The sequence below is a fragment of the Pseudomonas sp. GL_093 genome, assembly GCF_057837605.1.
The window spans coordinates 5,574,304-5,589,147 of the sequence record NZ_CM174448.1; the positions used below are offsets into that span (position 1 = coordinate 5,574,304).

The 14,844-nt window shown below is 61.4% G+C and carries 10 protein-coding genes and 2 pseudogenes; 11 read left to right on the top strand and 1 reads right to left on the bottom strand.

Annotation, left to right across the window (positions count from 1 at the left end; genetic code table 11):
* The first annotated feature begins 86 nt into the window (after positions 1-86).
* From AC3IUE_RS25740 to AC3IUE_RS25760, 5 genes and pseudogenes are all read left to right on the top strand, one after another.
* Positions 87-695 carry a biliverdin-producing heme oxygenase gene (locus tag AC3IUE_RS25740; protein ID WP_489264155.1) on the top strand — a complete coding sequence of 203 codons (609 nt, stop codon included), beginning with the start codon at positions 87-89 and terminating at the stop codon, positions 693-695.
* 164 nt (positions 696-859) lie between these two features.
* Positions 860-1,255 carry a YbaN family protein gene (locus AC3IUE_RS25745; RefSeq protein WP_489264156.1) on the top strand — a complete coding sequence of 132 codons (396 nt, stop codon included), beginning with the start codon at positions 860-862 and terminating at the stop codon, positions 1,253-1,255.
* A gap of 451 nt (positions 1,256-1,706) precedes the next feature.
* Positions 1,707-2,714: pseudogene (locus AC3IUE_RS25750) on the top strand (methyl-accepting chemotaxis protein); the annotation flags it as partial.
* Between the two features lie 330 nt (positions 2,715-3,044).
* Positions 3,045-3,572, top strand: a pseudogene (locus tag AC3IUE_RS25755) (methyl-accepting chemotaxis protein); the annotation flags it as partial.
* A gap of 206 nt (positions 3,573-3,778) precedes the next feature.
* Positions 3,779-5,107, top strand: coding sequence for a CoA transferase (locus AC3IUE_RS25760; protein ID WP_489264157.1), 1,329 nt, complete (start codon positions 3,779-3,781; stop codon positions 5,105-5,107).
* Between the two features lie 46 nt (positions 5,108-5,153).
* Here AC3IUE_RS25760 and AC3IUE_RS25765 read toward each other — a convergent pair whose 3' ends face one another.
* Positions 5,154-6,017 (bottom strand): DNA-3-methyladenine glycosylase family protein, encoded by an 864-nt coding sequence (locus AC3IUE_RS25765; RefSeq protein WP_489264158.1) that lies wholly within the window; start codon positions 6,015-6,017, stop codon positions 5,154-5,156.
* Positions 6,018-6,192: 175 nt separating this feature from the next.
* Between AC3IUE_RS25765 and AC3IUE_RS25770 the strand changes: the two genes are divergently transcribed.
* The 6 genes from AC3IUE_RS25770 (at position 6,193) to gcvT (ending at position 14,633) form a co-directional block, all read left to right on the top strand.
* Positions 6,193-6,558 (top strand): DUF5064 family protein, encoded by a 366-nt coding sequence (locus tag AC3IUE_RS25770; RefSeq protein WP_056745460.1) that lies wholly within the window; start codon positions 6,193-6,195, stop codon positions 6,556-6,558.
* Between the two features lie 131 nt (positions 6,559-6,689).
* Entirely contained in the window at positions 6,690-8,198 is a 1,509-nt protein-coding gene (locus tag AC3IUE_RS25775; protein WP_008155836.1) for a sigma-54-dependent transcriptional regulator, read from the top strand.
* 443 nt (positions 8,199-8,641) lie between these two features.
* Positions 8,642-9,025: a glycine cleavage system protein GcvH gene (gene gcvH, locus AC3IUE_RS25780; protein WP_033056841.1), complete on the top strand. Its 384-nt coding sequence runs from the start codon at positions 8,642-8,644 to the stop codon at positions 9,023-9,025.
* An 11-nt stretch (positions 9,026-9,036) separates the two neighbouring features.
* Positions 9,037-11,889, top strand: a complete 2,853-nt coding sequence (gcvP, locus tag AC3IUE_RS25785; protein ID WP_489264159.1) for an aminomethyl-transferring glycine dehydrogenase — start codon at positions 9,037-9,039, stop codon at positions 11,887-11,889.
* 204 nt (positions 11,890-12,093) lie between these two features.
* Entirely contained in the window at positions 12,094-13,470 is a 1,377-nt protein-coding gene (locus tag AC3IUE_RS25790) for an L-serine ammonia-lyase (protein ID WP_149417281.1), read from the top strand.
* 38 nt (positions 13,471-13,508) lie between these two features.
* Positions 13,509-14,633: a glycine cleavage system aminomethyltransferase GcvT gene (gcvT, locus tag AC3IUE_RS25795; protein WP_489264160.1), complete on the top strand. Its 1,125-nt coding sequence runs from the start codon at positions 13,509-13,511 to the stop codon at positions 14,631-14,633.
* The last annotated feature ends 211 nt before the right edge of the window (positions 14,634-14,844 follow it).

The following is a 14,844-nucleotide window of genomic DNA, read 5'->3' on the forward strand; positions in this document are numbered from 1 at the left end:
AGAAGTGGCGCAGTGAGGTTTTTTTACTGTCAGGCGCCTGCTTGTTCGTCTCGTTACCAAGCGCCTCTTTTTCTCAAGGACTTCTCATGACCGCTCAGGACACTGCTCAACGCCCAGCTCTGCGTTCGCAACGTTTGAACCAGATCACAAACGAGCCTCATACCAAGCTAGATGCCTTGGTCAAAGCCCACGCACCGTTCGAAACCCAGGCCAACTTCGCGCGTTTCGTGGTGGCTCAGTATTTGTTTCAGTCGGAACTGGTGTCGCTGTACAACGATGCCGAATTGACCGCCATCGTCCCGGACCTGCCAGCTCGCTGCCGTGCTGAAGCAGCCAAGGCAGATCTGGCGGACCTGGAAACTGAAGTTCCAGCACCCGTCGCCGGGGCGGTGAAGAATCCAACCAGAGCCGAGGCGCTGGGTTGGCTCTTCGTGTCGGAAGGTTCGAAACTTGGCGCGGCGTTCCTGATCAAGCGTGCCGTGGGTCTTGGATTAAGTGAAACCTTCGGCGCTCGTCATCTCGGTGAGCCGGTCGGTGGCCGCGCTGAAGGCTGGAAGAGCTTCGTCAAAACCCTCGACTCGTTGGAGTTCAGCACTCAGGAAGAGGCTGAAATCGAGCAAGCCGCTGTCGCTGCATTCAACCGCTTCACCGTGCTGCTGGAACAGGCCTACGCCACCACCCCCGAACTCGCCTGAAGAAACACATCCCCCCTGTGGGAGCGAGCCTGCTCGCGATGACGGAGTGTCAGTCGACATCATTGCCGCCTGACCCACCGCTATCGCGAGCAGGCTCACTCCTACAAGGGACCGAGTGTGCCTGCACGATCCCGATCAAGCTTTAGTCGCGCAACTGGAGCCCAATGCCTCACCTTTCCACCTCGAAACTCGCCCGTCTGCTGTTCGGTCTCCTGGCCTACATCAGCCTGGGCATCGGCCTGATCGCCATCGTCGTACCCGGCCTGCCGACCACCGAGTTCATCCTGCTGGCCGCCTGGGCTGCGACTAAAAGTTCGCCGCGCCTGAGCGCCTGGCTGGAAAACCATCGGCTGTTCGGTTCCATCCTGCGCAACTGGCGCAACGGCAAAATCATCGCCCGTCGAGCCAAGGTCAGCGCCACCGTCAGCATGCTGCTGTGCGCCGGGTTGATGCTGGTGATGCTCGATCATGGCTGGCCGATCTATCTGGCGGTTGCCGGCATGAGCCTGGGCAATCTGTGGATCTGGTCGCGGCCGGAATCGTTGCCGACAATTTCCTGAATTTCTGTCCTTTTCAGGGCATTTTCCTGCGCAAACGTTCACCTGTTACCGTTCGTCGGCTTCGCGTTCATGCAAGCTCTGCCCACGCCGATGTGCATTAAATGGCGCTGAATGGACTTGGCGAACCGGGTCGATCCCGACTCACAGCCAACACCTCATCCATTCGCGAGTTCGTCCTATGTTCGACTCTCTCTCCATCCGCCTGAAAATCGTCCTGCTGTCCGGTCTGTGCCTGCTGGGCGTTGTCGTCCTGATCGTCGGCATGAACATCTACCAGACCGATCAGAACGATGAACTGGTCAGCGCTTCCAGCAGCAAGATGCTCACTGCCAGCGTGCAGAACCTGCTCCAGGCCAAGGCCGCCGAGCAAGCAGTGCGGGTGCAGAAGACCTTCGGCGAAAACCTGCTGGTGGTGACCGCCCTGGCCGATCAGATCAAGGACATGCGCAACATGGCGAGCAAGCGCTCCCTTGACGCCGGCGCCCTGCGTGAAGAGTTGAACCAGAGCCTGAAAACCGCCTTCGAGCGCAACAGCAAAGTGCTCGGCATCTGGCTGGCATTCGAGCCCAATGGCCTCGACGGCAAGGACAGCGAATTCGCCAACGATGCGGCTCGCCAGTCCAACGAAGCCGGTCGTTTCGCCAGCTACTGGAGCCGTGCCGGCGGTGTCGGGATCAATACGATCATGGTCGAAGACGACATGACCAAAACCACCCTGAGCCTCAGCGGCACGCCCTATAACAGCTGGTACACCTGCCCTCGCGACAGCAAGCGCACCTGCCTGCTCGATCCGTATGCCGACACCGTCGCCGGCAAGGAAATGCTGATGACCACCATTTCCGTACCGCTGTTGGTCGATGGCAAATCCATCGGCGTGGTCGGTGTGGACATTGCCCTCGACGCCCTGCAAGCAGCGGCTGTCGATTCCCAGCGCGATCTGTTCAACAGCGCCGGCCACATGCTGATCGTCTCCGGCAGCGGCGTGCTCGCGGGCTACAGCGTCGACGCGAGCAAGGTCGGCAAAAGCATCGGCGACACCCTGGGCGCAGACGGCAAAGACGTTCTGCAATTGCTCAGCGGTGGGACGCCGAAGATTCTCGAACAGGGCGACCTGATCCGCGCGGTGTACCCGGTCAGTCCGATTGCCGAGTCCAAAGCCTGGGGCGTGGTGATCGACCTGCCGAAACAAGTGTTGCTGGCCGACTCGGTCAAGTTGCAAGCCGTACTCGATGACGCCCAGCAAAGCGGCACGATCAAAGCCGTGTTGGTGGCGGTGATTGCCGGACTGGTCGGACTGTTGTTGATCTGGCTCACGGCGTCCGGCGTGACCCGGCCGATCAACAGCGTGGCCGAGATGCTCAAGGCGATTGCCAGCGGCGACGGCGACCTGACGCAGCGTCTGCACTACAGCAAGAAAGACGAACTGGGCGAACTGGTGAGCTGGTTCAACCGCTTCCTCGACAAGCTGCAACCGACCATCGCGCAGATCAAACAAAGCATCACTGATGCGCGCGGCACGGCCGACCAGTCTTCGGAAATCGCCCGCCAGACCAGCGAAGGCATGCAGGTGCAGTTCCGCGAAATCGACCAGGTCGCCACCGCGTCCAACGAAATGAGCGCCACCGCCCACGACGTCGCCAACAGTGCGTCGAACGCGGCAAATGCGGCCAAGGGTGCCGACCAGTCGGCCCGCGACGGCATGTCGATCATCGAGCGCAGCACCCGCGACATCAATCAACTGGCCGACGAAGTCAGTAAGGCAGTGACCGAAGTCGAAGCACTGGCGGTCAACAGCGAGCAGATCGGTTCGGTGCTGGAAGTGATCCGCAGCATCGCCGAACAAACCAACCTGCTGGCGCTCAACGCGGCGATTGAAGCGGCCCGTGCCGGCGAGAGCGGTCGCGGGTTTGCGGTGGTCGCCGATGAAGTGCGCAACCTGGCCAAACGTACGCAAGACTCGGTGGAAGAAATCCGCATCGTCATCGAGCGCATCCAGACCGGCACTCGCGGCGTGGTGGCCACGATGCATTCGAGCCAGACCCAGGCCCACAGTAACGCCGGGCAGATCCAGCAAGCAGTCCAGGCCTTGAGCAAAATCAGCGACGCGGTGACGGTCATCAGCGACATGAACCTGCAAATCGCCAGCGCCGCCGAACAGCAAAGCGCCGTGGCTGAAGAGGTCAACCGCAACGTCTCGGCGATCCGCACCGTCACCGAAACCCTGACCGGCCAGGCCACCGAATCGGCGCAGATCAGCAGCCACCTCAACTCGCTGACCACCCACCAGATGAAATTGATGGATCAGTTTCGGGTGTAATACGACTTCCGTGACCGCAGCAAATCCCCTGTGGGAGCGAGCCTGCTCGCGATAGCGGTATGACAGGTAACATTGAAGTTGACTGGCACTCCGCTATCGCGAGCAAGCTCGCTCCCACAGGGATTGTGTTCAGCTGGCATCATCGTTTTCATCTGACAGAGCCGTTTTTTGATCTATGCTCGGGCTCTCGTTTCGGAGGGCCTTCGATGACTGATTTACTCACGTCCATTCAAGCCGCACTCGGCTTGCCTCACACCCAGGTCAAGTTCACGTCGAGCGGCGCCTTGCCCTCGGTGTTTGCCGTCACCGACCTGGCATGCGCCAGCATTGCCGCTGCCGGCCAGGCTGTCAGCGAATGGCTGCAGCAACAAACCGGTCGCTTACCCAGCCTTGAGGTCGACCGCCGCCTGGCCTCCTTTTGGTTCGCCACTTCGATCCGCCCGGTCGGCTGGAGCGTCCCGCCGCTGTGGGACCCGGTCGCCGGTGACTACGCGACCAAAGACGGATGGATTCGCCTGCACACCAACGCGCCCCAACACCGCGCCGCTGCCGAAACCGTTCTTGGTGCCTGTGCCGACCGTGCAGCGATGGCGAGCAAGGTTGCTCAATGGGCTAAAAGCGATCTGGAGCTGGCCGTGGTCGATGCCGGTGGCTGCGCCGCCGAGATGCGTAGCTGGGCGCAATGGCAGGCGCACCCTCAAGGTCAGGCGGTGAACGCCGAGCCGCTGATTCAGTTTGCTGAAAACAGCCGCCAGAACGCGAAACCGTGGCAAGGCTCGGTGGCGCAACCGCTGGCCGGAATCAAGGTGCTGGATTTGACTCGAGTGCTCGCCGGCCCCATCGCCAGCCGTTTCCTGGCAGGCCTCGGCGCCGACGTTTTGCGCATCGACCCACCGACCTGGAACGAACCCGGCGTGGTGCCGGAAGTCACTCTGGGCAAACGCTGCACACGCCTGGACCTGCACGACAAGACTGATCGCGCCGTGTTCGAAAGCCTGCTCAAGGACGCTGACATTCTGCTCCACGGCTACCGCGCCGACGCACTGGAACGCCTGGGTTACGGTGTCGCCGAACGCCAGAAACTGGCGCCCGGCCTGATCGACGTCAGCCTCAATGCTTACGGTTGGAGCGGCCCGTGGCAGAACCGCCGCGGCTTCGACAGCCTGGTGCAAATGAGCAGCGGAATCGCCGACGCCGGTATGCAATGGAAGCGCGCGGACAAGCCGACGCCATTGCCCTTGCAAGCGCTCGATCACGCCACCGGGTATTTGATGGCGGCCAGTGCGATTCGATTGTTGGGGCGTAGTGGATCGGCGCGGTTGTCATTGGCGCGTACGGCGAAGTTGCTGATTGAAAATGGTGCGGGAACAGATGAACCGTTGCGGGCGGAGGATGACAACGATCAAGGGCTGTTGGTTGAGCAGACGCCCTGGGGACCGGCGCATCGACTTCATGTGCCACTGAAGATTACGGGGACGCCGTTGCAGTGGACACTTCCGGCTTCGGAATTGGGCTCCCATCGCGCGCAGTGGTAAACCACTGATCGACTGATCGTTCCCACGCAGAGCGTAGGAACGATCATCAGTCAGGCCGGGAGAGCGATGTCCAAAGCAGCTGCGCCGCGTAGCCTCGATAAGGTCGCCACGCTTCAGCGCGCTGCAACAACTGCCGAGCCGTCACCGGTCCACCTTCAAGCGCCGCCAGCGCATTGATCAACCCCACATCCCCGCTTGGAAACGCATCCAGATCGCGCAACTGCCGCAAGGCAATGTATTGCGCCGTCCAGTCACCAATCCCGTGCAACGCCAGCAGCCGCGCAACGCCGCCCTCCCGATCCGGCTCAAACAGTAAAGGATCATCAAGCAACGCCTGAGCCACACCCGACAGCGTTCGACCACGGCTTTTCGGCATCCCCAACGTCGCCAAATCCACTAACGCCAAAGTGGCGGCCTGAGGAAACACATGGGTCACGCCGGGCAACGCCGAAGCCAGCGGCTCGCCATACTGCGCCACCAGTTTCCCCGCCAGTTTAATCGCCGCGCCCACGCTGATCTGCTGCCCCAACACCGCACGAATCGCCAACTCCAGACCATCCCACGCCCCCGGCACCCGCAACCCAGCACGCTCGGCAATCAACCGCGCCATCAAGGGATCAACCGCCAGTTGCCGATGAATCGATGCCAGGTCCGCATCCAGATCAAACATCCGCCGCAGCCGCGCGATGATCTCTGGCACCGCCGCTGAATCAGGAAAATCCAGCGTCACTTCAAGTGCATCCGTCGCTGCGGGCTTGATCGAAAACGTGCCATGAACACCGTTCAACCCGATGCTGCGCGAGTAAACGCCGTCAACCACCGCTTCCATTCCAACTATCGCCCGCGCCGACAAAAACCCCAGCATCGCCGACCAGTCATAGGGAGTTTGATACTCCAGCAGCACCTTCATAACGCCTCCGATTTACGCTGACCAGGATGAACCACGTTCGCCCGACAGACTGGAAAAGTCGCGGTGATCGGTCCACTCTCGGGGCGACACCCGGATAAGCTATCAATAAAAGAAACTCCGAGGGCAGGCCTGAGGTCTGTCCTGATTCAATGCCTTTTTGAAGGAGAAACGCTAAATGGCTATGTTCGAGCCCGGTCACCTGCACATCGAGCGCCACGCACTGAACAAGGAAGATTACAGTTACAGCCTGAGCATCGACTATGCAGTCACCCAGGACCCCAAGGAAGGCGAAGGCATGCTGTTCAAGATGCATGGCACGGTTGGGGACAAGGAGCTGAAGGAAGAATTCTTCCTGCCCAAGGATCAGGCCTTCGACTTCGCCCGGCATGCCACGCGTATCGCGCAGAAGTACGGGATGCCCAAAGAGGCCAGTATCGGCTCGATACACAAGGAGTACGACGCCATGTTTGAAGATGTGCGCGCGCAGCTCCACGTCAAATCCGGTGATCCGGTCAAACCCGAGCATCTGGATCGAATCTGAAGGCCATCCCTTGATCGTTCCCATGCGCCTGCGTCGGAACGATCAATTAGAAGTCCCGCGCAGGATTTCACCATTAGCCCGCCCCAAGGCATACTTGCCACCCTCCGCATTCCAGAACCCAAAAACGCCCCATGCGTATCCACGTCAGCTTCATCGACCGCGTCGGCATTACCCAGGAAGTCCTGGCCTTGCTCGGTGGGCGCAACCTCAATCTGGATGCGGTGGAAATGGTCCCACCCAACGTCTACATCGACGCCCCGACCCTGAGCCCGGAAGTCCTCGAAGAGCTGCGCGATGCGTTGTTCAGCGTGCGCGGCGTGCAAGCGGTGACGGTGGTCGACATTCTTCCCGGTCAGCGTCGGCACCTGCAGCTTGATGCGTTGCTCGCGGCCATGACCGATCCGGTTTTGGCGCTGGACAGTGCCGGCAAGGTGCTGCTGGCCAACCCGGCACTGATCGCCTTGTACGGTCGCGAGCCTGACGGCGAAAGCATCGCCGACCTGTTCGCCGACCCGGCACTGCTCGAAGCCCTGCTGGAAAACGGCTTCCGCCTGCCGCTGCGGGAAGTCACCGTCAACGGCCAGACGTTGCTGCTGGACGCCACACCGATCACCGACGCCGGCGCCCTGCTGACCCTGTATCAACCCAACCGCATCGGCGAACGCCTGTCGGCGCTGCACCACGACCATGCCGAAGGTTTCGATGCGCTGCTCGGCGAGTCCCCGGCGATTCGGACCCTCAAGGCCCGCGCCCAGCGCGTCGCGGCCCTCGATGCGCCGTTGCTGATCCAGGGCGAAACCGGCACCGGTAAAGAACTGGTGGCGCGCGCCTGCCACGCCATCAGCGCTCGGTACAGTTCGCCATTTTTGGCGTTGAACTGCGCGGCATTGCCGGAGAACCTCGCCGAAAGCGAACTGTTCGGCTACGCCCCCGGCGCCTTCACCGGTGCGCAACGGGGCGGCAAACCCGGGCTGATGGAACTGGCCAACCAGGGCACGGTGTTTCTCGATGAGATCGGCGAGATGTCGCCGTATTTGCAGGCCAAGTTGCTGCGCTTCTTGAACGACGGCAGCTTCCGTCGGGTGGGTGGGGATCGTGAGGTGAAGGTCAATGTGCGGATCCTCAGCGCCACGCACCGCGATCTGGAAAAAATGGTCAGCGAAGGTTCGTTCCGCGAAGACCTCTTCTATCGCCTCAACGTCCTCAACGTCGAAGTCCCGCCGCTGCGCGAACGCGGCCAGGACATCCTGCTGCTGGCCCGCTACTTCATGCAGCAGGCCTGCGCGCAGATCCAGCGCCCGGTCTGTCGCCTGGCGCCAGGCACCTATCCGGCCCTGCTGGGCAATCGCTGGCCGGGCAATGTGCGGCAATTGCAGAACGTGATCTTCCGCGCCGCTGCCATTTGCGAAAGCAGCCTGGTCGACATTGGCGACCTCGATATCGCCGGCACCTCCGTGGCGCGTCAGAGTGACAGCGACGTCGATAGCCTCGAACAGGCGATGGAAGAGTTCGAAAAAACCCTGTTGGAAAAACTCTACGTCAGCTACCCCTCGACCCGCCAACTGGCCAGCCGCCTGCAAACCTCCCACACCGCCATCGCCCATCGGTTGCGCAAGTACGGTATTCCCAACAAGCCGTAAGGCTTGCGGCTGAAACACAATCCTTCAAACACCACAGCCCACTGTGGGAGCCGAGCTTGCTCGCGATGGCGGTATGTCAGTCACCATTGATTTCGACTGAGATACCGCCATCGCGAGCAAGCTCGGCTCCCACAGGGTTTTGAGTTCAAAAGCGACCTCCATCTGTACTGAAAGCGCTACAGCGGAACGATATCGCTACACCCCCTCCCGATCACCGCTGTGCAAGGCTTTGATCCACTTAGGCTTTTTTCTCCGCCTTGCGCTGTAGCGATTTCGCTACAGCCAGCAAATCCTCGTAACTCAAACAAACACATAACTTATTGATTTTTAACGATTAAATAACATTGGCCGCGATTTTGCTTAGTAACCGCTCATAAAGCAGGGCTTTTGCCCAAGCATTCAATCGCGTCCACCAGACGAGTCTGGCCCCCTTAGGAGTTTCCATGAGCGAGTTGCGTTTTACTGAAGATCACGAATGGCTGCGTACCGAAGCTGACGGCAGCGTCACAGTCGGCATCACCGCTTTCGCACAGAACGCCCTCGGCGACGTGGTTTTCGTACAACTGCCTGAGCTGCAGTCCTACGACAAAGGCGCTGAAGCCGCCACCGTGGAATCGGTAAAAGCCGCCAGCGGCGTGTACATGCCATTGGACGGTGAAGTGCTGGAAGTGAACCCGGCGCTGGACAGCAGCCCTGAACTGGTCAACGAAGATCCGCTGGGCGAAGGCTGGTTCTTCCGCTTCCAGCCAAGCGATGCATCGGCTGTCGCCAAACTGCTGGATCAAGACGCCTACGACCGTCTGATCAAAGCCAACGCCGAAGCCTGAGGAGCGCTGACATGACTCAAGTAAGCCTGACCACTGCCAACGAATTCATCGCCCGCCACATCGGCCCGCGTGCCGGCGACGAGCAAGCCATGCTCAACAGCCTGGGTTTCGACTCGCTGGAAGCCCTGAGCGCCAGCGTCATCCCCGACAGCATCAAGGGCACCAGCGTCCTCGGCCTCGAAGACGGCCTGAGCGAAGCCGATGCCCTGGCCTTGATCAAGTCCATCGCCGGCAAAAACCAGCTGTTCAAGACCTACATCGGCCAGGGCTACTACGGCACCCACACGCCGTCGCCGATCCTGCGCAACCTGCTGGAAAACCCGGCCTGGTACACCGCGTACACCCCGTACCAACCGGAAATTTCCCAGGGCCGCCTCGAAGCGCTGCTGAACTTCCAGACCCTGATCAGCGACCTCACCGGCCTGCCGATCGCCAACGCCTCGCTGCTCGATGAAGCCACCGCCGCCGCCGAAGCGATGACCTTCTGCAAACGCCTGAGCAAGAACAAGGGCAGCCACGCGTTCTTCGCCTCGGTGCATTGCCACCCGCAAACCCTCGACGTGCTGCGCACCCGGGCCGAGCCGTTGGGCATCGACGTGGTGGTGGGCGACGAGCGTGAACTGACTGACGTCAGCACCTTCTTCGGCGCCCTGCTGCAATACCCGGCGAGCAACGGTGACGTGTTCGACTACCGCGAACTGACCGAACGCTTCCACGCGGCCAACGCCCTGGTGGCGGTCGCCGCCGACCTGCTGGCCCTGACCGTGTTGACCCCGCCGGGTGAATTCGGCGCCGACGTGGCCATCGGCAGCGCGCAACGTTTCGGCGTGCCGCTGGGCTTCGGTGGCCCGCACGCGGCGTATTTCTCCACCAAGGATGCGTTCAAGCGTGACATGCCGGGCCGTCTGGTCGGCGTCTCCGTGGACCGTTTCGGCAAGCCGGCCCTGCGCCTGGCGATGCAGACCCGCGAGCAACACATCCGCCGCGAGAAGGCCACCAGCAACATCTGCACCGCGCAGGTTTTGCTGGCCAACATCGCCAGCATGTACGCCGTGTACCACGGCCCGAAAGGCCTGACGCAGATCGCCAACCGCGTGCATCACCTGACCGCGATTCTGGCTACAGGCTTGAGCGCATTGGGCCTGAAGGTCGAGCAAGAAAACTTCTTCGACACCCTGACCCTGGACACCGGCGCCAACACCGCCAAGCTGCACGACCAGGCGCGCACCCAGCAGATCAACCTGCGCGTGGTCGATGCTGAACGTCTGGGCCTGTCCCTCGACGAAACCACCTCGCAAGCCGACGTGGAAACCCTGTGGGCCCTGCTGGCCGATGGCAAAACCCTGCCGGACTTCGCCGCCCTCGCCGCTTCGGTGGTCAGCGCGATCCCGGCCGCCCTGCTGCGCCAATCGCCAATCCTCAGCCACCCGGTGTTCAACCGTTACCACTCGGAAACCGAGCTGATGCGCTACCTGCGCAAGCTCGCCGACAAGGACCTGGCCCTGGATCGCACCATGATCCCGCTGGGTTCCTGCACTATGAAACTCAACGCCGCCAGCGAAATGATCCCGGTGACCTGGGCCGAATTCGGTGCCCTGCACCCGTTCGCCCCGGCCGCGCAAAGCGCCGGTTATCAGCAGCTGACCGATGAACTGGAAGCGATGCTCTGCGCCGCCACCGGGTACGACGCGATCTCCCTGCAACCGAACGCCGGTTCGCAAGGCGAATACGCCGGCCTGCTGGCGATTCGTGCCTATCACCAGAGCCGTGGCGAAGACCGTCGCGACATCTGCCTGATCCCGTCCTCGGCCCATGGCACCAACCCGGCTACCGCCAACATGGCCGGCATGCGCGTGGTGGTCACCGCCTGCGATGCCCGCGGCAACGTCGACATCGAAGACCTGCGCGCCAAGGCCATCGAGCACCGCGAACACCTCGCCGCGCTGATGATCACCTACCCGTCGACCCACGGCGTGTTCGAAGAAGGCATCCGCGAAATCTGCGGCATCATTCATGACCACGGCGGCCAGGTGTACATCGACGGCGCCAACATGAACGCGATGGTCGGCCTCTGCGCCCCGGGCAAGTTCGGCGGCGACGTGTCGCACCTGAACCTGCACAAAACCTTCTGCATCCCCCACGGCGGTGGCGGCCCGGGCGTCGGCCCGATTGGCGTTAAGTCGCACCTGACCCCGTTCCTGCCGGGCCACGCGCAGATGGAGCGCAAGCAAGGCGCGGTCTGCGCCGCACCGTTCGGCAGCGCGAGCATTTTGCCGATCACCTGGATGTACATTCGGATGATGGGTGGCGCCGGCCTCAAGCGTGCTTCGCAACTGGCGATCCTGAATGCCAACTACATTTCCCGTCGCCTCGAAGAGCATTACCCGGTGCTGTACACCGGCAGCAACGGCCTGGTGGCGCACGAATGCATCCTCGACCTGCGTCCGTTGAAAGACAGCAGCGGCATCAGCGTCGATGACGTCGCCAAGCGCCTGATCGACTTCGGTTTCCACGCCCCGACCATGTCGTTCCCGGTCGCCGGCACGCTGATGATCGAGCCGACCGAAAGCGAATCCAAGGAAGAACTGGACCGTTTCTGCGACGCCATGATCCGCATCCGCGAAGAAATTCGCGCAGTGGAAAACGGCACCCTGGACAAGGACGACAACCCGCTGAAAAACGCCCCGCACACCGCGGCGGAAATCGTCGGCGAGTGGACGCATCCGTACAGCCGTGAGCAAGCGGTGTATCCGGTTGCGTCGCTGATCGAAGGCAAGTACTGGCCACCGGTCGGTCGCGTCGACAACGTGTTTGGCGACCGCAACCTGATCTGCGCCTGCCCGTCGATCGAAAGCTACGCTTGATCTATAGGGGGGCGGGTTCGCTCGCCCCCTCTTTCAAGAACAACACAAAACCCTGTGGGAGTGAGCCTGCTCGCGATAGCGGTCTGTCTGTAGACATTTTTGTTGAATGTTAGACCGCTATCGCGAGCAGGCTCGCTCCCACAGGGGATCTGCGCCTAGCACCAGATTCCGTGAATTCCTATAACAAGAAACCGGAGAACAACCATGTCTTTAAGCGTGTTCGACCTGTTCAAGATTGGCATCGGCCCCTCCAGTTCCCACACCGTCGGCCCGATGCGTGCTGCGGCACGTTTCGCTGAAGGTCTGCGCCGTGAAGGGCTGCTGGCCGTAACCACCTGCGTCAAAGTCGAGCTCTACGGATCACTCGGCGCCACCGGTAAAGGCCACGGCAGCGACAAGGCTGTGTTGCTGGGCCTGGAAGGCGAACACCCAGACACCGTGAACACCGAAACCGTCGCCGCCCGTCTGCAAGAGATTCGTGGCAACGGTCGCTTGAACCTGCTCGGCGAACACAGCATTGCGTTCAATGAGAAAGAACATTTGGCGATGATCCGCAAACCGTTGGCTTATCACCCTAACGGCATGATCTTTCGCGCCTTCGACGCTGCCGGCCTGCAAATCCGCAGCCGCGAGTACTACTCGGTCGGCGGTGGTTTTGTGGTCGATGAAGACGCCGCCGGCGCTGACCGTATCGTCGAAGACGCCACGCCACTGACCTTCCCGTTCAAAAGCGCCAAGGACCTGCTCGGTCACTGCGCCACCTATGGTCTGTCGATCAGCCAGGTGATGCTGACCAACGAAAGTGCCTGGCGCCCGGAAGCGGAAACCCGCGCCGGCCTGTTGAAAATCTGGCAAGTGATGCAGGACTGCGTCGACGCCGGTTGTCGTAACGAAGGCATCCTCCCTGGTGGCTTGAAGGTCAAACGCCGGGCGGCCGCGCTGCATCGACAACTGTGCAAGAACCCGGAATCGTCCCTGCGCGATCCGCTGTCGGTGCTGGACTGGGTCAACCTCTACGCCTTGGCGGTCAACGAAGAAAACGCCAACGGCGGGCGCGTGGTGACGGCGCCTACCAACGGTGCGGCAGGGATCGTCCCCGCTGTTTTGCATTACTACATGCGCTTCATCCCCGGCGCCAACGAAGACGGCGTCGTGCGTTTTCTGCTGACCGCGGCCGCGATCGGCATTCTCTATAAAGAAAACGCCTCGATCTCCGGCGCAGAAGTCGGCTGTCAGGGTGAGGTTGGCGTGGCTTGCTCCATGGCCGCCGGTGCCCTGTGCGAAGTCCTCGGCGGCACCGTGCAGCAAGTGGAAAACGCCGCCGAAATCGGCATGGAACACAACCTCGGGCTGACCTGCGACCCGATTGGCGGGCTGGTGCAAGTGCCTTGCATCGAGCGCAACGCCATGGGCTCGGTGAAAGCCATCAACGCGGTGCGCATGGCCTTGCGCGGCGACGGTCAGCACTTCGTCTCCCTCGACAAAGTCATCCGCACCATGCGCCAGACCGGCGCCGACATGAAAAGCAAATACAAGGAAACCGCCCGTGGCGGTTTGGCGGTCAACATTATCGAGTGCTGATGTTTACGCACATCTGCACACTTTTTCAGGAGCTGAATATGTCCACCGAACAACTGTCGAAAACCCCGCTGCACGCACTGCACATCGAACTCGGCGCCCGCATGGTGCCGTTTGCCGGCTACGACATGCCGGTGCAATACCCGCTGGGCGTGATGAAAGAACACCAGCACACCCGCGATCAGGCCGGGCTGTTCGATGTCTCGCACATGGGCCAGATCCGTCTGACCGGCGCCAATGCCGCCAAGGCGCTGGAAAGCCTGGTGCCGGTGGACATCATCGACCTGCCGGTGGGCATGCAGCGCTACGCGATGTTCACCAACGAGACCGGCGGCATCCTCGACGACCTGATGGTCGCCAACCTGGGTAACGACGAACTGTTCCTGGTGGTCAACGCCGCCTGCAAGGACCAGGACCTGGCGCATCTGCGCAAGCACATCGGCGACCAGTGCACCATCGAGCCGCTGTTCGAAGAACGCGCCCTGTTGGCGCTGCAAGGTCCGGCTGCCGTCACCGTACTCGCGCGCCTGGCACCTGAAGTCGCGAAGATGACCTTCATGCAGTTCGCCCGCGTAAAACTGCTGGGTGTGGACTGCTTTGTCAGCCGTTCGGGCTACACCGGTGAAGACGGTTACGAAATTTCCGTGCCGGCCGCCAACACCGAAGCCCTGGCTCGCGCCCTGCTGGCCGAACCTGAAGTGGCGGCCATCGGCCTTGGCGCTCGCGACTCCCTGCGCCTGGAAGCCGGCCTGTGCCTCTACGGCCACGACATGAACACCGAGACCACCCCGATCGAAGCGAGCCTGCTGTGGGCTATCTCCAAACTTCGTCGCGCTGATGGCGCACGTGCCGGCGGCTTCCCTGGCGCTGAAACCGTGTTCGGACAGCAACAAGCCGGTGTCAGCCGCAAACGCGTTGGCCTGCTGCCTCAGGAACGCACGCCAGTGCGCGAAGGTGCAGAGATCGTCAATGAAGCAGGCGACATCATTGGTGCGGTTTGCAGCGGTGGCTTCGGTCCGACCCTGGGCGGCCCTTTGGCGATGGGTTACGTCGACAGTGCTTATATCGCTCTCGATACGCCGGTATGGGCGATTGTTCGTGGGAAAAAGGTGCCTTTGCTTGTAAGCAAAATGCCATTTGTTCCACAACGCTACTACCGCGGTTGATTGACTGTTTCTATAAGTAACGCGGTTGCGTTAACAGCGCACTAATGTGTAACGCAACCGCCATAAAACAGTGCATCACTTTACCTGTAAGCTTCGTTTATGAACGTTGCTTATAACGATCGAAAACAATTGAACACGGCGATTGCATAAGCCAACACTAGTTGCGGCAGAAACGCCCCGGCGCGAGCAAATCCGGGCCCTCCACAGGGCT